Annotated in this window: 22 protein-coding genes; 8 read left to right on the top strand and 14 right to left on the bottom strand. The window is 57.7% G+C overall.

The window, feature by feature from the left end:
• Window positions 1-310: 310 nt before the first annotated feature.
• The 4 genes from ENTCL_RS04835 to ENTCL_RS04820 all read left to right on the top strand — a co-directional run bounded on the left by ENTCL_RS04835 (window position 311) and on the right by ENTCL_RS04820 (window position 5,230).
• The gene (locus tag ENTCL_RS04835) at window positions 311-967 is read left to right on the top strand and encodes a hypothetical protein (protein ID WP_013364992.1); all 657 of its coding nucleotides are present in this window, start codon (window positions 311-313) and stop codon (window positions 965-967) included.
• Window positions 967-1,977: an acyltransferase family protein gene (locus tag ENTCL_RS04830; protein WP_013364991.1), complete on the top strand. Its 1,011-nt coding sequence runs from the start codon at window positions 967-969 to the stop codon at window positions 1,975-1,977. The genes ENTCL_RS04835 and ENTCL_RS04830 overlap by 1 nt, the downstream gene beginning before the upstream one ends.
• Before the next feature lie 227 nt (window positions 1,978-2,204).
• Window positions 2,205-3,890 (top strand): arylsulfatase, encoded by a 1,686-nt coding sequence (locus tag ENTCL_RS04825; protein ID WP_013364990.1) that lies wholly within the window; start codon window positions 2,205-2,207, stop codon window positions 3,888-3,890.
• A gap of 77 nt (window positions 3,891-3,967) precedes the next feature.
• Entirely contained in the window at window positions 3,968-5,230 is a 1,263-nt protein-coding gene (locus ENTCL_RS04820; RefSeq protein ID WP_013364989.1) for an anaerobic sulfatase maturase, read from the top strand.
• A 33-nt stretch (window positions 5,231-5,263) separates the two neighbouring features.
• Here the strand turns inward: ENTCL_RS04820 and ENTCL_RS04815 are convergent, their stop codons facing one another.
• Entirely contained in the window at window positions 5,264-6,259 is a 996-nt protein-coding gene (locus tag ENTCL_RS04815) for an HAD family hydrolase (RefSeq protein WP_013364988.1), read from the bottom strand.
• 17 nt (window positions 6,260-6,276) lie between these two features.
• Window positions 6,277-7,419 carry an OmpP1/FadL family transporter gene (locus tag ENTCL_RS04810; RefSeq protein WP_044612063.1) on the bottom strand — a complete coding sequence of 381 codons (1,143 nt, stop codon included), beginning with the start codon at window positions 7,417-7,419 and terminating at the stop codon, window positions 6,277-6,279.
• 300 nt (window positions 7,420-7,719) lie between these two features.
• On the opposite strand from ENTCL_RS04810, the gene ENTCL_RS04805 reads away from it, so the two are divergent.
• The 3 genes from ENTCL_RS04805 to ENTCL_RS04795 all read left to right on the top strand — a co-directional run bounded on the left by ENTCL_RS04805 (window position 7,720) and on the right by ENTCL_RS04795 (window position 13,071).
• Window positions 7,720-9,651, top strand: coding sequence for a methyl-accepting chemotaxis protein (locus ENTCL_RS04805; protein WP_013364986.1), 1,932 nt, complete (start codon window positions 7,720-7,722; stop codon window positions 9,649-9,651).
• Window positions 9,652-9,875: 224 nt separating this feature from the next.
• Entirely contained in the window at window positions 9,876-12,443 is a 2,568-nt protein-coding gene (mutS, locus tag ENTCL_RS04800; protein WP_013364985.1) for a DNA mismatch repair protein MutS, read from the top strand.
• Window positions 12,444-12,609: 166 nt separating this feature from the next.
• Entirely contained in the window at window positions 12,610-13,071 is a 462-nt protein-coding gene (locus ENTCL_RS04795) for a helix-turn-helix domain-containing protein (RefSeq protein ID WP_013364984.1), read from the top strand.
• Between the two features lie 50 nt (window positions 13,072-13,121).
• On the opposite strand, the gene rpoS is transcribed toward ENTCL_RS04795, so the two are convergent.
• A complete protein-coding gene (gene rpoS / locus ENTCL_RS04790; RefSeq protein ID WP_013364983.1) occupies window positions 13,122-14,114 on the bottom strand; it encodes an RNA polymerase sigma factor RpoS in 993 nt (330 codons plus the stop codon).
• Window positions 14,115-14,172: 58 nt separating this feature from the next.
• Complete coding sequence (nlpD, locus tag ENTCL_RS04785) at window positions 14,173-15,237, bottom strand: murein hydrolase activator NlpD (RefSeq protein WP_238981811.1); 1,065 nt, start codon at window positions 15,235-15,237, stop codon at window positions 14,173-14,175.
• Between nlpD and ENTCL_RS23940 the strand changes: the two genes are divergently transcribed.
• Window positions 15,179-15,313 (top strand): peptidase, encoded by a 135-nt coding sequence (locus tag ENTCL_RS23940; RefSeq protein WP_238981791.1) that lies wholly within the window; start codon window positions 15,179-15,181, stop codon window positions 15,311-15,313. The genes nlpD and ENTCL_RS23940 overlap by 59 nt on opposite strands.
• A 105-nt stretch (window positions 15,314-15,418) precedes the next feature.
• On the opposite strand, the gene ENTCL_RS04780 is transcribed toward ENTCL_RS23940, so the two are convergent.
• The 10 genes from ENTCL_RS04780 to cysD form a co-directional block, all read right to left on the bottom strand.
• Window positions 15,419-16,045, bottom strand: a complete 627-nt coding sequence (locus ENTCL_RS04780; RefSeq protein ID WP_013364981.1) for a protein-L-isoaspartate(D-aspartate) O-methyltransferase — start codon at window positions 16,043-16,045, stop codon at window positions 15,419-15,421.
• Window positions 16,039-16,800: a 5'/3'-nucleotidase SurE gene (gene surE / locus ENTCL_RS04775; protein ID WP_013364980.1), complete on the bottom strand. Its 762-nt coding sequence runs from the start codon at window positions 16,798-16,800 to the stop codon at window positions 16,039-16,041. Before surE ends, ENTCL_RS04780 begins: the two co-directional genes overlap by 7 nt.
• A complete protein-coding gene (truD, locus tag ENTCL_RS04770; protein ID WP_013364979.1) occupies window positions 16,781-17,830 on the bottom strand; it encodes a tRNA pseudouridine(13) synthase TruD in 1,050 nt (349 codons plus the stop codon). Before truD ends, surE begins: the two co-directional genes overlap by 20 nt.
• The gene (ispF, locus tag ENTCL_RS04765) at window positions 17,827-18,306 is read right to left on the bottom strand and encodes a 2-C-methyl-D-erythritol 2,4-cyclodiphosphate synthase (protein ID WP_013364978.1); all 480 of its coding nucleotides are present in this window, start codon (window positions 18,304-18,306) and stop codon (window positions 17,827-17,829) included. The genes truD and ispF overlap by 4 nt, the downstream gene beginning before the upstream one ends.
• Window positions 18,306-19,016 carry a 2-C-methyl-D-erythritol 4-phosphate cytidylyltransferase gene (ispD, locus tag ENTCL_RS04760; protein ID WP_013364977.1) on the bottom strand — a complete coding sequence of 237 codons (711 nt, stop codon included), beginning with the start codon at window positions 19,014-19,016 and terminating at the stop codon, window positions 18,306-18,308. Before ispD ends, ispF begins: the two co-directional genes overlap by 1 nt.
• A 20-nt stretch (window positions 19,017-19,036) precedes the next feature.
• Entirely contained in the window at window positions 19,037-19,348 is a 312-nt protein-coding gene (gene ftsB / locus ENTCL_RS04755) for a cell division protein FtsB (RefSeq protein ID WP_013364976.1), read from the bottom strand.
• A gap of 150 nt (window positions 19,349-19,498) precedes the next feature.
• Window positions 19,499-19,825, bottom strand: a complete 327-nt coding sequence (locus ENTCL_RS04750) for a DUF3561 family protein (RefSeq protein ID WP_013364975.1) — start codon at window positions 19,823-19,825, stop codon at window positions 19,499-19,501.
• A gap of 45 nt (window positions 19,826-19,870) precedes the next feature.
• Window positions 19,871-20,476 carry an adenylyl-sulfate kinase gene (cysC, locus tag ENTCL_RS04745; protein WP_013364974.1) on the bottom strand — a complete coding sequence of 202 codons (606 nt, stop codon included), beginning with the start codon at window positions 20,474-20,476 and terminating at the stop codon, window positions 19,871-19,873.
• Window positions 20,476-21,906 carry a sulfate adenylyltransferase subunit CysN gene (cysN, locus tag ENTCL_RS04740; RefSeq protein ID WP_013364973.1) on the bottom strand — a complete coding sequence of 477 codons (1,431 nt, stop codon included), beginning with the start codon at window positions 21,904-21,906 and terminating at the stop codon, window positions 20,476-20,478. Before cysN ends, cysC begins: the two co-directional genes overlap by 1 nt.
• A gap of 9 nt (window positions 21,907-21,915) precedes the next feature.
• Window positions 21,916-22,824 carry a sulfate adenylyltransferase subunit CysD gene (gene cysD / locus ENTCL_RS04735; protein ID WP_013364972.1) on the bottom strand — a complete coding sequence of 303 codons (909 nt, stop codon included), beginning with the start codon at window positions 22,822-22,824 and terminating at the stop codon, window positions 21,916-21,918.
• Window positions 22,825-22,833 lie beyond the last annotated feature (9 nt).

Here is a 22,833-nt window from a genome sequence, read left to right as displayed (position 1 = left end):
AAACGCGTTTTTTCTCCCGTTAATATAAAAACGGCAGGCAATATTACTTTTCTGTCGGAAATAATTCTTCCGTTAAATTATTCCAGCCCGTTAAGTTCGCCTTGCGCATTACCTGTACGGCAGTCTTTTTTCCGCCGTATCGCCCCCCAAGGCCCGGCCATAATGCCGGTGTCGTTTCCCCGGGAATCGTAGTATACTTCCGGCGTTTTTTAAAACAGCACCACCCTCATATTTAAATTAATCCTGTTCGTTTAAATATTGTCACCAATAAACCTCTTATTTTATGTCAGCAGAAAGGGAGTTTTAAAACGTGAAGACATTGCTTGCGGGCGTCACGCTGCTCATTTTAGGAGACAGCCACGTCACCTTCCAGGATTCATTACTCTCCGTCCTGCCGGAATCGTATGAAAAATTAGGCGCGAAGGTCGTGACCTACGGCGTTTGCTCCTCGGCCCCGAACGAATGGCTAAAAGGGCCGGAAGACGACGGCTGCGGCGGTGCGCTCAGAATGGGCACCGAGCCGGTAAAAGACCCGTTTGCGGCGCCCTTTCCTTTCCCTGACATCAACAGCCTGATAGCAAAATGGAACCCCACGGCGGTTATCGTGGTGTACGGCGACACTATCGGCTCCTACGGCGCGGATACCCTGCCTGGCGAATGGATAGATGCGCAGATCGGCCCGCTGACGGCGGCTATCAGCAGCAAAACGAGCTGCATCTGGGTCGGCCCGACCTGGGGCACCTTCAACCCGCGCTACGGCAAAACGGAAGAAAAGACCCGGCGCATCGCGGCATATCTGAGCACCCACACCCGTCCGTGCACCTACATTGACGGCACGTCGTTTATGCAGAGTAGCGCCGTGAAAACCGTGGATGGCCTCCATTTAACGCCGGAGAGCTATAAGGCCTGGGGCGCGGGCATTGTTAACGCCACCCTGCCGGCACTAACGACGGAGAACAAAGGCTGATGATGCACCGTCGTCACGACATTGACGGCCTGCGCGGCCTCGCCGTTGTACTGGTGATGTTTTTTCATGCGGGGTGGTTGTCCGGAGGCTTTGTCGGCGTCGACGTGTTCTGCGTGATCTCCGGGTACTACATGAGCCAGACGGCCCTGATGTCAGCGTCGTTTTCGCCGTGGACCTTTATCACCCACCGTTTGCAGCGTTTGCTGCCGGCGCTACTGTTCATGGTTGCGCTGGTTTGCGCCGCCATGCTGTGGTGGCTGCTCCCCCGCGACAGAGCTGATATTGCGCAAAACGGGATGACGGCGCTGCTCTATTTTTCGAACCTCTGGGCTCACGAGCACGCGGGATACTTCGCCGGGCAATCGCTGGCGTATCCCTTCCTGCATACCTGGTCGCTGTCGGTAGAAATGCAGTTTTATCTTTTAATCCTGCTGCTCGGCATGGCGCGTCAGGGATGGCTTGCGCTGTGTCTGATAGGCGCAGGCTCGCTGCTGTCAAGCCAGGCAGGCTGGGGAATGGGTTATTACGGCCTGACCGACAGGCTCTGGCAGTTTGCGCTTGGCGGCGCGATAGCCTACCTTCCCGCGCGGCAGCTGGCGCGAGTACCTTCTTCGCTGCTGTATGCTGCGGCCGTTGCCGCTATCGTGGCCTGTGGTTTCCTCTACACCAACGCAAATGCAAGCCCCTCGCTGTGGTCAATCGTCCCCTGTCTCGCCGCAGCGCTGATAATTCTGCTGCCGGAATCCCCCGCGCAGAGGGTCCTGAACACGCTCTCGCCGGTAGGGCTGATTTCATACTCGCTCTATCTGTGGCACTGGCCGATTATCGTCGGGGCAACCTACCTTTTCGAGCGGCAGATAACCGGGCTATCGATGGTACTGGCGCTGCTGGTATCGCTGCTGATGGGGGTTATCAGCTACGCGTTTATTGAAAAACGCCTCTCCGCCGTTCGCTTAATCGCCATGAATCTCGGCGTAGCCGCCGCGCTTTACGGCATCAGCATCTGGTAATGCGTGCTGATTCCTGATTACGTCCTCTCTGCTTCAGAGTAACTCCGGTGGTATCCCACTACTGGAGTTTTTTACTTTTATGTACTTCACTTGACAATGCCTTACTCAAAGGGAGTAGCGATCTGCGCTGCGCCAATGGTTGCCGTGCACCTGGCCCCTGGTCTCATTGAATGAATCAGTCCTGAAAAGAATGCCCCCTGACGAATACGACAACAAAGGAGTTGAGTATGAAGAATACGTACAAGGGAATAGGTGTGCTTGCGTTTGCCGCAGGTTCGCTTATGCCGGCAGGCGTTGCGCACTCCGCCGACCAGACAGCTACGCAACCGGACGCTGGCGCAAAGAAGCCAAACATCATTCTGATTGTCTCTGACGATACAGGCTATGGCGATCTGGGCGTTTACGGCGGCGGTGAAGGACGAGGCATGCCGACGCCGAACCTTGATCGTATGGCGGATGAGGGGATGACATTTTTTGATTTCTACGGACAGCCCAGCAGTACCCCTGGGCGCGCGGCGATGCAGACAGGGCGTATCCCTAACCGCAGCGGCATGACCACGGTGGCCTTCCAGGGCCAGGGCGGCGGTCTGCCGAAAGAAGAGTGGACGCTGGCTTCGGTACTCAAAACGGGCGGCTACAAAACCTTCTTTACCGGCAAGTGGCATCTCGGAGAGGCGGACTACGCCCTACCCAACGCTCAGGGCTATGACGAAATGAAGTACGCCGGTCTGTACCATCTTAACGCCTACACTTACGCCGACCCGACATGGTTCCCGGATATGGACCCGAAACTGCGTGAAATGTTTGCCAAAGTGACTCGCGGCGCGCTGTCCGGTAAAGCGGGCGAAACGCCGAAAGAAGAGTTCAAAATCAACGGCCAGTATGTCAATACGCCGGAGGTTGACGGTAAAGAGGGCGTGGTGGGTATTCCGTTCTTTGATCGCTACGTTGAGAAAGCCTCGCTGGACTTCCTGGATGCTAACGCCAAATCCTCAGAGCCGTTCTTTATGAGCATCAACTTCATGAAGAACCACCAGCCTAACATGCCGGATCCGGACTACATCGGCAAATCGATGTCGAAAAGCAAATATGCGGATTCAATGGTCGAGATGGATGCCCGCGTCGGGCACATCATGGATAAGCTGCGCGAATTGGGGCTTGATAAAAACACGCTGGTTGTCTGGACCACGGATAACGGCGCGTGGCAGGACGTCTACCCTGATGCTGGCTACACGCCGTTTCGCGGCACTAAAGGCACCGATCGCGAAGGGGGTACTCGCGTACCGGCTATTGCCTGGTGGCCAGGGAAAATTAAGGATCACAGCCGCAACCACGATATCGTCGGCGGTCTTGACCTGATGGCAACGTTTGCCTCTGTCGCCGGAATCAAGCTTCCGGAAAAAGATCGCGCCGGACAGCCGATTGTCTTCGACAGCTACGACATCTCTCCGGTGCTGTTTGGCACAGGAAAAGACCCGCGAACCTCCTGGTTCTATTTCACCGAGGATGAACTGACCCCGGGGGCCGTTCGCGTCGGCCACTATAAAGCGGTCTTCAACCTGCGCGGCGACGATGGCGCCCAAACGGGCGGACTGGCGGTAGATACCAACCTCGGCTGGAAAGGACCGTCTTCCTACGTCGCAACGGTACCGCAGATTTTTGACCTCTGGCAGGACCCACAGGAACGCTACGATATCTTCATGAATAACTATACCGAGCATACCTGGACGCTGGTGACCTTTAACGAGGCTATCAAAGAACTGATGCAAAGCTATGTGAAGTATCCACCGCGTAAACCGCAAAGTGAGGCCTATAGCGGCCCGATTACCCTGTCGCAATATGAGCGTTTTAAAAATATCCGTGACCAGCTTGAACAAAAAGGTTTCCAGCTGAGTATGCCTACCGGCAATTAACATTAGAAAACGGCCCGGCAGTTTGGCTGCCCGGGCCGCATTTTTATGTGCGCAATGAATGATGCAGGATGTCGCCAATGAAAAAGAGCACCACAATCCCGTTGACGCCGTTACAGAATCAGGGGAAATATCTGCCCGCCTATAAACGCCGCTATCACATGATGGCCAAACCCTCCGGTTCGACCTGTAATCTCGACTGCAACTATTGCTTTTATCTGCACAAAGAGCAGTTGCTGCACCAGGAAAGAGATAAGGGCATGAGCGATGAGGTGCTGGAAAACTTTATCCGTCAGTATATTCAAAGCCAGGACGGTGAAGAGATTATCTTTTCCTGGCAAGGGGGCGAGCCTACGCTGATGGGGCTGGCGTTTTTTAAAAAAGTGGTTGCCCTGCAGCAGAAATATCAGCCTAAGCACCAACGTATCGAAAACGACCTACAGACCAACGGTATTTTACTTAACGATCAATGGGCCGCCTTTTTAAAAGAACACCGCTTTCTGGTCGGTATTTCAATTGACGGGCCTGAGGAGATGCATGACCGTTTTCGCGTCACCCGCAGCGGCAAACCTACCTTTCAGAAAGTCATGCAGGCGATTGAGACGTTAAAACGCCACGGCGTACCGTTTAATACTCTGGTGGTGGTTAACCGAATCAATGCGCGCTTTCCCCGTGAGGTCTACCGCTTTCTGACCAGGACCCTCGGCTCCACCTACATCCAGTTTACGCCCTGCGTTGAACCCGTTGACTTTAAAACCACCGCGCCGCAGTTCTGGCAGGAAGACACTATTCCGCTGACCGGCAGTCGCCGGGCTAAACCCGGCGATCTGGACTCGATCGTCACCGACTGGTCCGTCGATCCCGACGACTGGGGCACGTTCCTGACAGAAGCCTTTGATGAATGGGTTACGCACGATCTGGGGCGAGTTCAGGTAAACCTGTTTGAAACCGCCGTGGTGCAAACGATGGGGCTACCGTCTCAGCTGTGCATCACCGCGCCGTTTTGCGGGAAAGCGCTGGCGATCGAGAAAAACGGCGATGTCTACTCCTGCGATCACTACGTATACCCGGAGTATAAGCTCGGTAACATCCGCGCCCACAAGCTGGCGCATATGGTCTTTTCAGAGCGGCAGAAAACCTTCGGGATGGGTAAAAAAGAGACCTTGCCCGCTTACTGCAAGAGCTGCCCACACCTGAATTTGTGCTGGGGCGAGTGCCCGAAAAACCGGATAGTCAGAGCCCCCGACGGCGAGGAAGGCCTCAACTACCTGTGCCCAGGCTTTAAGCATTTTTACGCAACGGTAAAACCCACCCTCGAGAAAATCGCCGCGATGCTGAAATAGCATCGTAACTGGCCGCGGCTGCGGCCTGTCTTTTCACTTCCCGGAGCAAAGACTGGGATCAAACACAGTTTTCCAGTCCTGCTTCATATCCACCACCACCCAGCCTTTTTGTTTCGCCAGGGATAATCCTTCGACAAGCTTACCGCTGGCCGTCGGGGGGCTGTCATAGGCATATTCCCGCGCCGCATCCGTGTGATGCACCAGCAGGCCAAACGTTTTGGCATCGGGGTTGCTGGCAGCATATTGCAGCATCGCGAGGTCGCCATCGCTATTGCCAAAAGCGGCGACCGGACGCTGCCCCATAAACAGATGAATGGCGACGGGCTTCGATGCGCCATCATCATTGAACGCCCCTTTCATGGTTTTTTGCAATTCAACGCCTTTTTCGCCGAGCGAGTAATCACTCAGCGAGAACGACCCGACCACCTGCTCCGGCGGAATGCCATACATGCTGTCCGACATCACCCGCATAAAATCGATGCCGCCGCCGGAGATAATCCACGTTTTAAAACCGTTAGCCCGCAGGTAATCAAGAAGCTGACGCATCGGCTGATAGCCCATACGATCATAGCGGCAACCGGTCCGTTTATCCTTGTGCGTATCAAGCCAGTCGCGAACGCGCGCGGCAAAAGCTTCAGTGGTCATACCGCTGTGCGTCAGCGCTACCAGCCTGAGTAGCCCCTTCTCGCCGGACGCAGCCACGGCTTTCAGGTCATTTTCCAACACGGCGGCAATCAGTGGGTCTTTCTGCCATTCGGGATGCTCAGGCGCCATCCGTTTGATTTCATCCACCGCAAACTGCAGTTGAAACGTCAGCGGCGCTTCCGGCCAAAGCGTACCGTCATTATCGAAGACCACATAACGCTTATTCAGCGGAATAAAGTCAGGACTCCCGTCGCGGGTTGTTTCCTGAATCCATTTTTCGATAGCCTGTTTTGTCGGCGTATCATTCCAGGCTGGCAGCGCATCGGAGTTTGCCGAGCAGCCGAAGCTCAGCAGCAGCGTGCCGAGAAGTACGGATTTCCTCATCATGCATCCTTCCAGGGTCAGAACTGATAGCTGTAGTTAACGCTGGCGAACCACAAATACGGGTTGTCATAACCCCCTTTAAACACTGCGGGAGATTGCACCTGCGCCGATTGCATATGCAGATATTCCACGGCAAAACCAATATTACTTGCCGGGGTGATTTGATACTGCGCGCCAGTAGCAAAGCGCCATTCGTCGCCGGTGGGCAGCGTCATTGCCGCGTCGCTCTGGTCGCGGTATGGCGAACTGTCGTAAGCCACGCCCGCGTTAAGACGCCACTGTTCAGTGGGCCGGTATTGCACGCCCAGTGCGGTATGCCAGGTATCCGTCATCCGGTTACTTTTATCCAGCGTCTGACCGCTGACGGTAATTTGCGGGGCGCCAAACTGGCTCCAGTCCTGCCAGCCCAAATCGCCCATCACTGACCATTGCGTATTGAGGTCATGCACCAGGCTCAGCATAATTTGCTGCGGCGCGCGGACCTGTGCGGAAATCGGCAGGGTATATTCAACATCAGGCAAATTCGGGAAGCGTGCTTTTCCATCAATATTAAAGTCATAATCCGTTTTGCTGTTCCAGGTGATGCCCGCGCGGGTGCGTTCAGTGAGCGCCATCAGCAAGCCCAGACGGTAACTCATCGCCCAGTCGTGGTCCTGATCTTTCTCATCGCTGCCATCAACGCTGCGCGTCAGCGATAAAAAACCATAGTTAATATTGGCGGAAGCGCCAAGAGAGAGACGATCGTTGAGTTTATATGCCAGCGACGGGCTCAGCGTCATCGCCACCATGGTGCTTTTTTTAATAAGCCTGTCCCCCGCCCAGTCGCCAAAATCAATTCCTAACCCATAGTTGCCGTAAAGGCCCAGCCCGGCATACAGGCTGTCGTTCATTTTCTGACTATAAAAACCGCTGGCGTTAGGGAATATTTTCATGACATTCCCCGGGCGTTTTAACGATGGGTTATCGAGCTGATAATCGATATTACCGTTCATCAACTGCAGCCCTCCGGTAAACATGTGATCCGGCAGGCGCGTCATCCCCGCGGGATTGCTCACAATGGTCGATGCATCCTGGGCCCGGGCGGCTTGACCTGCGCCAGCCAGCGCCGTGTCCTCCGTACCTATTTCATAGAAATAAAGTGCGCTGGCATGTGACAGCATTGAAAAAAACAATCCAAATCCACCACCAATGATAACCGTGAGCGTCCCTTTCCGGCCTGTCGAAACAGACGTTATCGCCACAAGCAACCTCTTGATTATTAGTATAAAAACAGATACAGAAAATGAGTTATAAAAGTATAGCGTCAAATTGAGTCTCTATAGGTAAAACATCCTGACATTAGTATTCCTCCTCACATTAGAAAATAAATAAAAGAAGAAACCGCTATACAGCAGCGCCGCTTTTTTTCCGATAAATGATAAACACGCGCAGCGTGCGAGTGACATTATGGGGAAAAGACGATGAAAGACGCGACGTTTAGAAAAAAGAAGGTACGAGTCAGAACGCTAATGCTGTTATCCATTTTCGTCACTATCACCGTCGGCTTTACGGTGACGATTGGCTTTTTGATCTGGCAATCCATGGCGCAGCAGGAATCGCTGGCCAAAAAACACTTCCAGCAGATTGCGCTGGCGCAGTCCTTACAGGTCAGCCAACGGCTTGATTCCGCGCTGGCGGCCGCCCGGGATATGGGCAACAGCGCCCTGGCGCTGCGCGATGCCGGAATTCTCGACCGCCAGGGACTGAATCATCTGCTCAGCCAATACCTCAGCGCGCACCCGCAGTTTTTGTCGATGTCGATGGCCTTCGAGCCTGACGCCTTCGACGGCAAAGATGCGGCGTTTGCCGGTCAAAGCGGCGAAGACCCGGCCGGACGCTATGCGCGCTATGTCGATCGCGATAACGCCGGAACGCCCGCGCTGCACAATCTGGTGGACTACGAAACGCCGGGCAGCGGCGATTACTACCTGCTGCCGCGCAAACGGCAAAAAGAGGTGATCATCGAACCCTACATTTACCCCTATAACGGCGTCGATGTGATGCTGACCTCCATTGCCGCTCCCATCATGCGCGACGGTAAATTTTTAGGTTCGGTGACGTCCGACTTTTCGCTGGCGACGCTGCAGGGTCTTATCGGCGCCATCCGGCCATGGAACGGCGCGGGCTACGCGGTGCTGCTGTCGGCGGACAACAGGGTGGTCTCCAGCCCAGAGAAAACCGCCATCGGCAAACCTTATCGCGGTACGGTATCCGGCAGCGAAGTGACCCGCGTTGACGATCCGCTGCTCAAGGAACCGGCGTTTATTACCTGGCAGAAAATCGACGTCGGCAACAGCGGGACGCCGTGGAAGCTCGCCATCATTACTCCAGTCAGCGACGTGATGGCCGAGGCCTGGCGCTACCTGATGAAAGCGCTGGCCCTGATGGCGCTGAGCATCGTGGTGGTCAGCGTGGTGATGGCGCAGGTCTTCACCCGCAAAGTGGATCGTCCGGTCGGCGGCGAGCCAACGGATGCCTCTGAAATTGCGCTGGCGGTGGCGCGAGGCGAGCTGAACAACACCATCCCCGTACGCCAGGGCGACAGCAGCAGCATCTTCTTTGCGCTGCATACCATGCAGGCGCAGCTAAAGCGCATCGTCGGCAATATCAACGATGCCAGCCACTCCGTGCACGGCGGCAGCGGCGAGATTGCCGCGGGCAACCTCGATCTTGCGTCACGCACCGAGGAGCAGGCGGCGGCTATTGTGCAGACCGCCGCCAGCATGGAGGAGATCTCGGTAACGGTGAAAAACAACGCCGATAACGCGCACAAGGCGACGCATCTCACCAGCAAAGCCGCCGATATCGCCGGGCGCGGGGAGGTGCTGGTTAACGAAGTGGTGGACGTCATTACCCGGATTGACGAAAGCGCGCGCAAAATCGGCGAGATCAACAGTATCGTCGACGGTATCGCATTCCAGACCAATATTCTGGCGCTGAACGCCGCGGTGGAAGCCGCGCGCGCCGGTGAGCAGGGGCGCGGTTTTGCCGTGGTGGCGGGCGAAGTGCGCAATCTCGCCCAGCGCAGCGCCGACGCGGCGAAGGAGATCTCCCAGCTGATCGGGGAATCCTCCAGCCGCGTCAGCAAGGGGGTCGAGCTGGTGCACGAAACCGGCGGCATGATGAAGCAGATCATCGATGCCGTCTCCAGCGTGCGCCTGGTGATCAACGACATCGTCCAGGCGCTGGACGAGCAGACCCGGGGCATCAATCAGGTCAGCACCGCCGTAAACCAGCTCGACAGCACCACCCAGCAAAACGCCTCGCTGGTGCAGCAGATATCCGCTGCCGCCATGTCGCTTGAAGACCAGGCGAAATCACTGGAGCAGACGCTGGCGTTCTTTAACTCGTAAATCAGGACGTTGCGGGCGCCTGCACCTCGGGCGCCCGGTTTTTGCTCTCCATGCTCCCCCGTCCGTTCTGGCATCACTCTTCGCTGGATAACGTTTCGCTTTTTCGTCACACTACCCGTCATGCAAAAACCGGCAGGCTATTCCGGGGATTATCCCCCATCGGGAACGCCTGGCTAAGGTTGGCCGAATGAAAATAAAAGAATTGATATTGCGGGTAAAATCCAATGGTTAACTCATCAGAAATGGACTATTCAGACCACACGCCGATGATGCAGCAGTATCTGAAGCTGAAGGCCCAGCATCCGGAAATTCTGCTGTTCTACCGGATGGGCGACTTCTACGAGCTGTTCTATGACGATGCGAAACGCGCATCGCAGCTGCTTGATATTTCGCTGACCAAACGCGGCGCCTCGGCGGGCGAGCCCATTCCGATGGCGGGCGTCCCCCATCACGCGGTTGAAAACTACCTCGCGAAGCTGGTGAACCTCGGCGAGTCGGTGGCGATTTGCGAACAGATTGGCGACCCGGCCACCAGCAAAGGTCCGGTTGAGCGTAAGGTAGTGCGCATCGTGACGCCTGGCACCATCAGCGACGAAGCGCTGCTGCAGGAGCGCCAGGACAACCTGCTCGCCGCCCTCTGGCAGGACAGCAAAGGCTATGGCTATGCGACGCTGGATATCAGCTCCGGCCGCTTTCGCCTGAGCGAACCCGCGGACCGCGACACCATGGCCGCCGAGCTGCAGCGTACCAACCCGGCCGAACTGCTGTATGCCGAAGACTTTGCCGAGCTGGCGCTGATTGAGGGCCGTCGCGGCCTGCGCCGTCGCCCGCTGTGGGAGTTTGAAATCGACACCGCGCGCCAGCAGCTGAACCTGCAGTTTGGCACCCGTGACCTGGTCGGCTTTGGCGTCGAAAACGCCCCGCGCGGGCTGTGCGCGGCGGGCTGTCTGCTGCAGTACGTGAAGGACACCCAGCGTACGGCGCTGCCGCATATTCGCTCCATCACCATGGAGCGCCAACAGGACAGCATCATCATGGATGCGGCGACCCGCCGTAACCTGGAGATCACCCAGAACCTGGCCGGCGGCGTGGAAAATACCCTCGCCGCCGTGCTCGACTGCACCGTAACCCCGATGGGCAGCCGTATGCTCAAGCGCTGGCTGCACATGCCGGTTCGCGATACCGCCGTGCTGCTCGACCGCCAGCAGACTATTGGCGCGCTGCAGGACAGCGTCGAGCTGCTGCAGCCGGTGCTGCGCCAGGTCGGCGACCTCGAGCGTATCCTGGCGCGGCTGGCGCTGCGCACCGCCCGTCCGCGCGATCTCGCCCGTATGCGCCACGCCTTCCAGCAGCTGCCGGAGCTGCGCGAGCTGCTGGCTGGCGTCGACAGCGCCCCGGTGCTCGCGCTGCGTGAGAAGATGGGCGAGTTTACCGGGCTGCGCGAGCTGCTGGAGCGGGCCATCATTGAGGCGCCGCCGGTGCTGGTGCGCGACGGCGGCGTAATTGCTCCGGGCTATAACGAAGAGCTTGACGAATGGCGCTCCCTTGCCGATGGCGCGACGGACTACCTCGACCGCCTGGAGATCCGCGAGCGCGAGCGTCTGGGGCTGGATACCCTGAAGGTCGGCTATAACGCCGTACACGGTTATTACATCCAGATAAGCCGCGGCCAGAGCCATATGGCGCCGATTCACTACGTGCGCCGCCAGACGCTGAAAAATGCCGAGCGCTACATTATTCCGGAACTCAAAGAGTACGAAGACAAGGTGCTGACCTCGAAAGGGAAAGCGCTGGCGCTGGAAAAACAGCTCTACGACGAGCTGTTCGACCTGCTGCTGCCGCATCTTGCCGAACTGCAGCAAAGCGCCGCAGCGCTGGCGGAGCTCGACGTACTGGTTAACCTCGCCGAGCGGGCGTACACCCTTAACTACAGCTGCCCGGTATTTAGCGACAAGCCCGGCATCCGCATTGTGGAAGGCCGCCACCCGGTGGTAGAGCAGGTGCTGAACGAACCGTTTATCGCCAACCCGCTGAGCCTGTCGCCCCAGCGCCGGATGCTGATCATCACCGGCCCGAACATGGGCGGTAAAAGTACCTACATGCGGCAAACCGCGCTGATTGCGCTGCTGGCCTATATCGGCAGCTACGTACCGGCGCAGAAGGCTGAGCTAGGCCCAATCGATCGCATCTTCACCCGCGTCGGCGCGGCGGATGATCTGGCGAGCGGCCGTTCGACCTTTATGGTGGAGATGACCGAGACGGCAAATATCCTGCACAACGCGACCGAAAACAGCCTGGTACTGATGGACGAAATCGGCCGCGGCACCTCGACCTACGACGGCCTGTCGCTGGCATGGGCCTGTGCGGAAAGCCTGGCCAACCGCATCAAAGCGCTGACGCTGTTCGCCACCCACTATTTCGAGCTGACGCAGCTGCCGGAAAAAATGGAGGGCGTGGCCAACGTGCACCTCGACGCGCTGGAGCACGGCGACACCATCGCCTTTATGCACAGCGTGCAGGACGGCGCGGCCAGCAAAAGCTACGGGCTTGCCGTGGCGGCGCTGGCGGGCGTGCCGAAAGAGGTCATCAAGCGGGCGCGGCAGAAGCTGCGCGAGCTGGAAAGCCTCTCGCCCAATGCCGCCGCGACCCAGATTGACGGTACGCAGATGTCGCTGCTGGCGCCCGCCGAAGAAACCTCTCCTGCCGTGGAAGCGTTGGATAACCTCGATCCGGATTCGCTGACCCCACGCCAGGCGCTGGAGTGGATTTATCGGCTGAAGAGTCTGGTTTAACGCCGCCGTGCCCGGTAGCGTTTACCGGGCCTGTACGGTTTCTCCAGGCCAGGCCCGCCGCGGCTGTCGCCATCGTGTCGTGCTGCTGTCGGGGTGAGGTCGTGTCGCTGTCGATACATTTAGGCAATACTTTCATCCGACAACTCACTATCCTGGAGATACCGATATGAGCAGTAAATTCAGAGAGTATCGCCTTGCCCGCGCCTGGTCTCAGGAGCAGTTGGCTGAAATGGCCGGACTGAGCACCCGCACAGTGCAGCGTATTGAAAACGGCGAGCAGGCAAGCCTTGAAACCCTAAGCGCGCTGGCTGCCGTGTTTGAGGTCAGCGTCAGCGAACTCACCAATGATGGCGCCTCGGGCGGCGAAGCGCTGGATGAACGTATTGTGCAGGTGCGGACAAAAGTCGCCCAGGAGGGGCGGTTTTACCGCTCGGTGCTGACGGCCGTTGTCGTCTGCATTTTTCTGTACGCCATTAATCGCACCACCTCCCCTGACGGCCACTGGTCATTCTGGGTCGCTGGCATCTGGGGCGCCCTGCTGGTTATCCGCGGCCTGCGGGTGTTTATTTTTGGCGGCTTAATTGAGAAGTGGCAGCAGAAACGCATTCAGAAAATACTGCGCAGATAGCGAAAAGAAAAAGGCCAGTCTCTCGACTGGCCTTTTTGACCAAAATAAGGTTATTCGCGGAACAGCGCTTCGATATTCAGCCCTTGCCCCTGCAGAATTTCGCGCAGGCGACGCAGACCTTCAACCTGAATCTGGCGAACGCGTTCACGAGTCAGGCCAATTTCACGGCCGACATCTTCAAGCGTTGCCGCTTCATACCCCAGCAGACCGAAACGACGCGCCAGCACTTCACGCTGTTTGGCGTTCAGTTCGAACAGCCATTTGACGATGCTTTGTTTCATATCATCGTCCTGCGTGGTGTCTTCCGGACCGTTGTCTTTTTCATCGGCCAGAATATCCAGCAGCGCTTTTTCAGAATCGCCACCTAACGGGGTGTCGACTGAGGTGATGCGCTCGTTGAGACGCAGCATACGGCTGACGTCATCAACCGGTTTGTCCAGTTGCTCAGCGATCTCTTCTGCGCTCGGCTCGTGGTCCAGCTTGTGGGACAACTCGCGCGCAGTACGCAGATAAACGTTAAGCTCTTTGACAATATGGATAGGCAGGCGAATCGTACGGGTTTGGTTCATGATAGCCCGTTCAATCGTCTGGCGAATCCACCAGGTTGCATACGTTGAGAAACGGAACCCACGCTCCGGGTCGAACTTCTCGACGGCGCGGATGAGCCCCAGGTTGCCTTCTTCAATCAGATCCAGCAGCGCCAGACCACGATTGCTATAACGGCGGGCAATTTTCACCACCAGACGCAGGTTACTTTCGATCATCCGGCGTCTTGAGGCGACATCGCCACGCAGTGCACGGCGTGCAAAATAAACTTCTTCTTCGGCCGTTAACAATGGGGAGTAACCGATCTCCCCAAGGTAAAGCTGAGTCGCATCCAGCACACGCTGTGTGGCACCCTGAGATAACAGCTCTTCCTCAGCCAGGTCGTTATCACTGGGTTCCTCTTCACTCAAGGCTTTCTCGTCGAAAGCCTCCATTCCGTTCTCATCAAATTCCGCGTCTTCATTTACTTCATGAACTTTCAGCGTATTCTGACTCATAAGGTGGCTCCTACCCGTGATCCCTGGACGAAACACACCTTAAGCATGTTTCGCCAAATTATCGCTGCGGTAAGTACTGCAGCGGGTTGACGGATTTCCCCTTGTAACGAATTTCAAAATGTAAGCGTGTTGAACTGGTTCCGGAGCTACCCATGGTAGCGATTTTTTGCCCCGCCTTAACTTCTTGTTGTTCCCGGACCAGCATTGTGTCGTTATGGGCGTAGGCGCTCAGGTAATCATCGTTGTGTTTGATGATAATAAGATTACCGTAACCGCGCAGTGCGTTACCGGCATAGACGACGCGCCCATCTGCGGTCGCGACGATAGCCTGTCCTTTACTGCCTGCGATATCGATGCCTTTATTGCCGCCATCGGCTCCGCTAAAGTTCTCGATAATTTTGCCGTCAGTCGGCCAGCGCCATGAGGAGATCGGCGAACTGGTAGACGTACTGCTTGCAGTCGGTTGGGTTGTGCTTGCAACAGGTGCCGTAACAGGCGCTGTGACCGGGGCCGCAGGCTTGTTGTTGGGCAACATTTTGTTAGCACTTTGTTCACCTGAATCCTCAGAATACGTAATTGTTGGTTGAGACGCAACCACTGCGGAGGAATTTTGTGCAGCTTTTGAAGCGGATCCCGCCGCCGCAACGCTGGCCATTGCAACCGCATTATTTCCCGTGATCGACTGCCCCGATCCGTTGCCGACCTGTAAGGTTTGCCCCACGTTCAGCGCATACGGTTCCGGGATATTGTTGCGCTGCGCCAGATCGCGGAAATCGTTCCCGGTGACCCATGCAATATAGAAGAGCGTGTCGCCGCGTTTGACGGTGTAGGTGCTGCCGCCGGCATAGCTACCTTTTGGGATATTGCCATATTTGCGGTTGTAGACGATGCGACCGTTGACGGTCTCTACGGGCTCCTGCGCCATCGCCTGAGGATGGGCCGTCTGCATCTGCGGCTGCTGTGCCGGCTGAACCTGCTTAGCAGGCTGCGCGGTCGAACCCATTTTAGGCGGCGGCGTAATCAGCATGCCGGAATCCGAACTGGATGACGGCGCGCCGCCGACGGTGCTGACCGGCGCCGGTGGATTACTGGAGCTTGAACATCCTGCCAGCCAAAGTGAAATCAGTGATGCTGCCGCAACACGGCTTACGGTGAATTTCGGGCTTCCCGCGCTCATTTATCCCCCAGGAATGTGTTAACTACCAATAACGTAATTACCGCGCAACGCGTCGGCTCAGGCATATCGCAAATGCGCACACCCTACGCCATCACTCGCGTTGAAATAAACAGGAAAACTCCTGTAATTACGCCAGCTCGCCTTTGACCAGCGGTACAAAGCGAACGGCCTCCACGGTATCAATAATAAACTCGCTCCCCCGCCGACGAATGCGCTGCAAAACCTGCTGCTCGTCTCCCACGGGTAAAACAAGGATGCCGCCTTCCGCCAGCTGCGACATCAGCGCCTGCGGAATTTCCGGCGGCGCCGCCGTGACAATAATGGCATCAAATGGCGCTTTTGCCTGCCATCCCTGCCATCCATCGCCATGGCGAGTTGAAACATTATGTAAATCCAGCTGTTTGAGACGCCGACGCGCCTGCCACTGCAGGCTTTTGATGCGTTCGACGGAGCAAACATGGTGCACCAGATGCGCCAGAATCGCCGTCTGATAACCCGACCCGGTGCCGATTTCCAGCACCCGGGACTCCGGCGTCAGCTCCAGCAGCTCGGTCATCCGCGCCACCATATAGGGCTGAGAAATCGTCTGTCCCTGGCCTATCGGCAGCGCGACGTTTTCCCATGCCTTGTGTTCAAAGGCTTCATCAATAAACTTTTCCCGCGGAACCTCGGCAATCGCTTCCAGGACATGCTCGTTGAGAATGCCCTGGTTACGTAGTTGATTAAGAAGACTTTGTACGCGTTTACTTACCATTTCGCGTCGACTCCTACGCGATCCAGCCACCCCGATACGACCCCGCGGGCGTTATGCGCGGTTAAATCCACATGCAGCGGCGTTACCGACACGTAACCCTCTTCGACGGCGGCAAAATCGGTATCCGGTCCGGCGTCGAATTTTTCGCCCGGCGGGCCAATCCAGTACAGGGTATTGCCGCGCGGGTCCTGCTGCGGGATCACCTGATCGGCCGGATGACGGCTGCCGCAGCGGGTCACGCGAATGCCCTTGATCTCCGATAGCGGGAGATCGGGCACGTTGATATTCAGAATGCGCCCGGTACGCAGCGGCTCGCGGGCTAACGCGCGCAGAATGTCGCAGGTAACGGCGGCAGCGGTGTCATAGTGCGTATAGCCGTTAAGCGAAACGGCAAGGGCAGGAAAACCCAGATGGCGGCCTTCCATCGCCGCGGCGACGGTTCCCGAGTAGATAACGTCATCGCCCAGATTGGGGCCTGCGTTGATCCCTGACACGACGATATCCGGGCGCGGGCGCATCAGCGCGTTGACGCCCAGATAGACGCAGTCCGTCGGGGTTCCCATCTGCACGGCGATATCGCCGTTGTCAAACGTGAAGGTGCGAAGCGAAGACTCCAGCGTCAGCGAGTTCGACGCGCCGCTGCGGTTACGATCGGGAGCGACAACCTGCACCTCGGCAAACTCCCGCAAGGCTTTCGCCAGCGTCTGAATGCCTGGCGCATGGATCCCGTCATCGTTACTCAGCAATATTCGCATAATCACCTGTTGTGTTGATAAGTTCCCTTACCACACTGGTGGCAAAACTGCCCGCCGGCAGCCAGAAACGTAGCTCTACCGTTACGTCATCCCACCAGTTCCAGCTAAGCTGTTGCGGGTACAGCAGCATCGCCCGGCGCGACGCTTCAACCTTCTCACGCACCAGCAGCGACTGCAGGTCGCCCTGCTCCGCAAGGGTCTCCTGCTCAAACGCCAGCGCCGCGCGCTGGGTTCCCCAGTCGCCGCTTCCGGGCAGCGCGGCGGTAATCATCAGCTCACGCGCCGCGACGCGGCTCTGAAGTTCGGACATCTCGTCGTCCGTCGCCACGAACCAGCTGCCGCGCCCCGCTAATTGTAGCGCATCGCCGTCAACAACTTGATTAAAGTCTGTTTTTTTTAAACGCGCGCTGACCAGCTGATTAAACAACGCGCTGCGTGCCGCCGACAACCAAAAACTGCGTTTATTGCGATCGCGCACCGGCGCATCGCTCTGCGCCCAGCGCAGCGCGCCCAGCAGATTGCTGCCGCCGATACCGAAACGCTGCGCGCCGAAGTAGTTCGGCACGCCCTGTTCCGCTACCGCCTGCAGGCGTTTCTCCACATCATCGCGATCGGTCACTTCCCGCAGGATAAGGGTGAACGCGTTGCCCTTCAGCGCCCCAAGACGGAGTTTGCGCTTATGGCGCGCATATTCAAGCACCTGGCAGCCTTCAAGCTGGAACTGACGCATGTCCGGCATCTCTTTGCCCGGCAGGCGCGCGCACAGCCACTGCTCGGTGACAGCGTGCTTATCTTTCTGCCCGGCGAAGCTGACTTCGCGGGAGTGAATCTTCAGGAACTTCGCCAGCGCATCGGCGACAAAACGGGTATTGCAGCCGTTTTTAAGAATGCGCACCAGCAGGTGCTCGCCTTCGCCGTCGGGGGCAAAGCCTAAATCCTCCACCACCAGAAAATCTTCCGGGCTGGACTTAAGCTGCCCCTGCCCCTGCGGCTTGCCGTGCAGGTAGGTCAGTTGATCAAACATCATCATGGTTGTGCCTTATGCAGCAGAGCGACCGCTTCGCAGGCAATACCTTCGCCGCGCCCGGTAAAGCCGAGCTTTTCCGTGGTGGTCGCTTTCACGTTGACATCATCCATATGGCAGCCGAGATCTTCGGCAATAAAAACCCGCATCTGCGGAATATGCGGCAGCATTTTCGGCGCCTGGGCGATTATCGTGATGTCGACATTGCCCAGCTGGTAGCCTTTGGCCTGAATCCGACGCCAGGCTTCGCGCAGCAGCGCGCGGCTGTCGGCGCCTTTGAACGCCGGGTCGGTATCCGGAAACAGTTTGCCGATGTCGCCGAGCGCCGCAGCACCCAACAGCGCGTCGGTCAGAGCGTGCAGCGCCACATCACCGTCGGAGTGCGCCAGCAGGCCTTTTTCGTAAGGAATGCGTACGCCGCCGATGATAATCGGGCCAGCGCCGCCAAACGCATGTACGTCAAAACCGTGTCCAATTCGCATTACGCCTTCTCCTGAAGTCCGCTACGGGTAAGGTAAAATTCTGCAAGCTGCAGGTCTTCCGGACGGGTCACTTTAATATTATCAGCGCGACCGGCGACCAGCTCGGGATGAAAGCCACAATATTCCAGCGCCGAGGCTTCATCGGTGATGGTCGCCCCTTCGTCAAGCGCGCGGGTTAAGCAGTCAAAGAGCAATTCACGCGGGAAAAACTGCGGCGTCAGGGCGTGCCAGAGATCGTTTCTGTCGACCGTATGCGCAATCGCGGTCGTCCCCGGCTCGGCGCGCTTCATGGTGTCACGCACCGGCGCCGCCAGAATACCGCCGACGCGGCTGGTCTCGCTAAGCGTAAGCAGACGCTCAAGATCGTCGCGATGCAGGCATGGACGCGCGGCGTCGTGCACCAGCACCCACGGCGCATCGCCCGCGGCGCGCAGGCCTGCCAGAACGGAGTCCGCGCGCTCAGCGCCGCCGTCGACAACGGTAATTTGAGGATGACCTGCCAGCGGCAGTTGAGGGAAGCGGCTGTCGCCTGGGCTTACGGCGATAATCACCCGCTGGACGCGGGGGTGAGCAAGTAATGCCGCCACTGCGTGTTCGAGAATCGTTTTGTTACCGATTGAGAGATATTGTTTCGGGCACTCTGTCTGCATGCGGCGGCCAAATCCGGCGGCCGGCACCACGGCGCAAACGCCCGGAAAAGTTGCTGCCATATCGTAAATCCTGGGCCTGTTTATCGGTTATTTTGCCCCGAACCCTGATTGCGTTTAGACGCATCCGGCACCAGACGGTAAAACGTCTCGCCCGGACGGGTCATGCTGAGTTCATTGCGCGCGCGCTCTTCGATAGCTTCCTGACCGCCGTTGAGATCGTCGATTTCGGCGAAAAGCTGATCGTTACGCGCTTTGAGTTTGGCGTTCGTTGCCTGCTGCGAGGCCACGTCATCACTGACCCGGCTGTAGTCATGAAGACCATTCTTGCCGAACCACAGCGAGTACTGTAGCCAGACCAGTAAAGCCAGTAATAGCAGCGTTAGTTTACCCATCCTGCCCCCTGAAAAACGGCATCATCATCCCATAACTTGCCCGGCTACTCCACTCGGGCCGCGGACGATGCCGCTATCGCGGGGAATGTACCACATTTTACCCACTGAGTTGTACGTCTCATTGCATTCTGTTGCAACTGCGCGAGGCCGTCAGCCCAGCAGCCATAAAAACAGCAGGCCGAACAGCGCGGTTACCGTAACCAGCGTCGCCAGAACGCTATAGATGAGCTTACCATTGACCAGCGAATGCAGCGCAATGCCGATAACCACCGACACCGGCAGCAGCGCCAGGAAGAAGGGCCAGGTGTAGAGAAAGAAAAACAGCGTATTGCTGCCATAGAACAAAACGGGGATACCCAGCGCCAGCAGCCATGCGACGAAGCCCACGACGGCGCCGGAGAAGGACCAGGTCGTCTCTTCTGCCTCCAGCGTCATGGGCTCCGATGGGGTCATGCTAATGTTCTGGGTATTGCGCATATCAAATCCTGTGTGCTGACCGGCCGGCATAAACCCGACACTGTCTCAGGATCTGATAATATCGCCCCGTCTCATTAGGTCTAATAATTGGTTAACCAAATTTGTTACCAATTGTTCGCCATCCAGATGAATTTCAGGTTTTTCTGGTGTCTCGTAAACCGCATCTATGCCTGTGAAATTCCTGAGCTCGCCGGCGCGGGCTTTTTTATATAGCCCCTTCGGATCGCGCGTTTCACAAATCGCCAGCGGCGTATCGACGAACACCTCGAAAAAGCGCCCCTCCCCAACCAGCTCGCGCACCATCTGGCGCTCCGCGCGATGGGGAGAGATAAACGCGGTCAATACCACCAGCCCGGCATCTACCATCAGACGAGCGACCTCTCCCACCCGGCGGATATTCTCCTTACGGTCGGCATCGCTAAAGCCGAGGTCGCGGCACAGCCCGTGACGCACGTTGTCGCCATCCAGCAGGTAGGTGCTGACGCCATGCGCGTGGAGCGCCGCCTCCAGCGCGCCGGCCACGGTGGATTTACCCGAACCCGACAGCCCGGTAAACCACAGCACCACGCCGCGATGTCCGTGGAGCTGCTCGCGCTCCGGCTGCGTTACCGCGTGGTCGTGCCAGACGACGTTTTCGTCATGCTGCGCCATCAGCGGCTACCCAGCAAATCGCGGGCGTTCCAGTGCGGGAAGTGCTTGCGCACCAGCGCATTGAGCTCCAGCTCGAACGCGCTGTAATCACCGGAGGTCTGCAGCGGCTTCGCCGCCTGCGGCTCATGAACCATACCTGCGCCCACCGTCACGTTGCTCATGCGATCGATAAAAATTAAGCCGCCGGTGACCGGGTTATGCTGGTATTTATCCAGCACCAGCGGCTCGTCAAAGGTCAGCTCGACCCGCCCGATACCGTTCAGCGGCAGGCTGGCGACCTCATGGCGGGTCAGGTTGTTGATATCTACCTGATAGGTAATACCGTCCACCCGGGCGCGGGTCTTTTTACCGGCGATTTTGATTTCATAGCGTTGCCCCGGCTGCAGCGGCTGCTCGGCCATCCACACCACGTCCACGCTGGCGCTTTGTACCGCCGGCAGGGCGTCGGCGGCGTCGACCAGCAGATCGCCACGGCTGATGTCGATTTCATCTTTCAGCACCAGGGTAATCGCCTCCCCGGCGCTCGCCTGCGGCAGGTCGCCGTCAAAGGTGACGATACGGGCAATGGCCGACTCAACGCCGGACGGCTGCACTTTGACCCGCTGGCCGACCCGCACGGTCCCGGAGGCTAACGTTCCCGCATAGCCGCGAAAATCGAGGTCAGGACGGTTGACGTACTGAACCGGAAAACGGACAGGCTGCTGCTCTGCCGTGCGCTGAATATCAACGGTTTCCAGCACCTCCAGCAGCGTCGGGCCGCTGTACCACGGCATCTGCGCGCTCCGGCTGGCGACGTTATCCCCCTCCAGCGCCGACAGCGGCACAAAACGGATATCAAGCTCGCCCGGCAGCTGCTGCGCAAAGGTCAGATAGTCATCGCGGATTGCGGAGAACGTCTCCTCGCGGTAGCCCGCCAGATCCATCTTATTGATGGCGACCACCAGGTGCTTAATCCCCAGCAGCGTGGAGATAAAGCTGTGGCGGCGGGTTTGATCGAGCACGCCTTTGCGGGCGTCAATCAGCAGGATAGCCAGTTCGCAGGTTGACGCGCCGGTCGCCATATTGCGGGTGTACTGCTCATGACCCGGGGTATCGGCGATAATGAATTTGCGCCTCTCGGTCGAGAAATAGCGGTACGCCACGTCGATAGTGATGCCCTGCTCGCGCTCGGCCTGCAGGCCGTCCACCAGCAGCGCCAGATCGAGCTTTTCCCCCTGGGTGCCGTGACGTTTGCTGTCGCTGTGCAACGATGAGAGCTGATCTTCGTAGATCTGGCGGGTATCGTGCAGCAGGCGGCCAATCAGGGTACTTTTACCGTCATCCACGCTGCCGCAGGTTAAAAAGCGCAGCAGGCTTTTGTGCTGCTGCGCGTGAAGATAGGCCTCTACGCCGCCTTCATCGGCAATCTGTTGTGCAATCGTCGTGTTCATCGCGGCTCCTTAGAAATACCCCTGACGTTTTTTCAGCTCCATCGAGCCTGCCTGATCGCGGTCAATGACCCGCCCCTGACGCTCGCTGGTGGTGGACACCAGCATCTCTTCGATAATCTCCGGCAGCGTCTGCGCGTTCGACTCTACGGCGCCGGTCAGCGGCCAGCAGCCAAGCGTACGGAAACGGACCATTCGCTTTTTGATGACTTCGCCAGGCTGGAGATCGATACGATCGTCATCCACCATCATCAGCATGCCGTCGCGCTCAAGCACCGGGCGTTCGGCCGCCAGGTACAGCGGGACGATATCGATATTCTCTAAATAGATGTACTGCCAGATATCCAGCTCGGTCCAGTTGGAGAGCGGGAACACGCGGATGCTCTCGCCTTTGTTGATCTGGCCGTTGTAGTTATGCCACAGTTCCGGGCGCTGGTTTTTCGGGTCCCAGCGGTGGAAGCGGTCGCGAAACGAATAGATACGTTCTTTTGCGCGAGACTTCTCTTCATCGCGGCGGGCGCCGCCGAACGCGGCGTCAAAACCATATTTGTTCAGCGCCTGCTTCAGCCCTTCCGTTTTCATGATGTCGGTATGCCTGGCGCTGCCGTGCACGAACGGGTTAATGCCCATCTCCACCCCTTCCGGGTTTTTATGCACCAGCAGCTCGCAGCCATAGGCCTTCGCCGTGCGATCGCGAAACGCGTACATCTCACGGAATTTCCAGCCGGTATCGACATGCAGCAGCGGGAACGGCAGCGTGCCTGGGTAAAACGCCTTACGCGCCAGGTGCAGCATGACGCTTGAGTCCTTGCCGATGGAATACATCATTACCGGGTTGGAAAACTCGGCGGCGACTTCGCGGATAATATGGATGCTTTCCGCCTCCAGCTGCCGCAGGTGAGTGAGTCGTTTTTGGTCCATAACCGTTCC

Origin of the sequence: [Enterobacter] lignolyticus SCF1, assembly GCF_000164865.1 — a bacterium.
GTDB lineage: Bacteria > Pseudomonadota > Gammaproteobacteria > Enterobacterales > Enterobacteriaceae > Enterobacter_B > Enterobacter_B lignolyticus.
Note: the sequence above shows the minus strand (reverse complement) of the source record. Positions and strands in the feature narration are given on the sequence as shown.

What these genes read in the sequence shown, in the direction of transcription:
- cysD (WP_013364972.1), bottom strand. Translation starts at nt 22,824, where the DNA reads ATGGACCAAAAACGACTCACTCACCTGCGGCAGCTGGAGGCGGAAAGC.
- surE (WP_013364980.1), bottom strand. Translation starts at nt 16,800, where the DNA reads ATGCGAATATTGCTGAGTAACGATGACGGGATCCATGCGCCAGGCATT.
- ispD (WP_013364977.1), bottom strand. Translation starts at nt 19,016, where the DNA reads ATGGCAGCAACTTTTCCGGGCGTTTGCGCCGTGGTGCCGGCCGCCGGA.
- ENTCL_RS04830 (WP_013364991.1), top strand. Translation starts at nt 967, where the DNA reads ATGATGCACCGTCGTCACGACATTGACGGCCTGCGCGGCCTCGCCGTT.
- rpoS (WP_013364983.1), bottom strand. Translation starts at nt 14,114, where the DNA reads ATGAGTCAGAATACGCTGAAAGTTCATGAAGTAAATGAAGACGCGGAA.
- mutS (WP_013364985.1), top strand. Translation starts at nt 9,876, where the DNA reads ATGGTTAACTCATCAGAAATGGACTATTCAGACCACACGCCGATGATG.
- ENTCL_RS04810 (WP_044612063.1), bottom strand. Translation starts at nt 7,419, where the DNA reads ATGCTGTCACATGCCAGCGCACTTTATTTCTATGAAATAGGTACGGAG.
- truD (WP_013364979.1), bottom strand. Translation starts at nt 17,830, where the DNA reads ATGATGATGTTTGATCAACTGACCTACCTGCACGGCAAGCCGCAGGGG.
- ENTCL_RS04820 (WP_013364989.1), top strand. Translation starts at nt 3,968, where the DNA reads ATGAAAAAGAGCACCACAATCCCGTTGACGCCGTTACAGAATCAGGGG.
- ENTCL_RS04795 (WP_013364984.1), top strand. Translation starts at nt 12,610, where the DNA reads ATGAGCAGTAAATTCAGAGAGTATCGCCTTGCCCGCGCCTGGTCTCAG.
- ENTCL_RS04815 (WP_013364988.1), bottom strand. Translation starts at nt 6,259, where the DNA reads ATGAGGAAATCCGTACTTCTCGGCACGCTGCTGCTGAGCTTCGGCTGC.
- ftsB (WP_013364976.1), bottom strand. Translation starts at nt 19,348, where the DNA reads ATGGGTAAACTAACGCTGCTATTACTGGCTTTACTGGTCTGGCTACAG.
- cysC (WP_013364974.1), bottom strand. Translation starts at nt 20,476, where the DNA reads ATGGCGCAGCATGACGAAAACGTCGTCTGGCACGACCACGCGGTAACG.
- cysN (WP_013364973.1), bottom strand. Translation starts at nt 21,906, where the DNA reads ATGAACACGACGATTGCACAACAGATTGCCGATGAAGGCGGCGTAGAG.
- ENTCL_RS04750 (WP_013364975.1), bottom strand. Translation starts at nt 19,825, where the DNA reads ATGCGCAATACCCAGAACATTAGCATGACCCCATCGGAGCCCATGACG.
- ENTCL_RS04805 (WP_013364986.1), top strand. Translation starts at nt 7,720, where the DNA reads ATGAAAGACGCGACGTTTAGAAAAAAGAAGGTACGAGTCAGAACGCTA.
- ENTCL_RS04780 (WP_013364981.1), bottom strand. Translation starts at nt 16,045, where the DNA reads ATGGTAAGTAAACGCGTACAAAGTCTTCTTAATCAACTACGTAACCAG.
- ENTCL_RS04825 (WP_013364990.1), top strand. Translation starts at nt 2,205, where the DNA reads ATGAAGAATACGTACAAGGGAATAGGTGTGCTTGCGTTTGCCGCAGGT.
- ispF (WP_013364978.1), bottom strand. Translation starts at nt 18,306, where the DNA reads ATGCGAATTGGACACGGTTTTGACGTACATGCGTTTGGCGGCGCTGGC.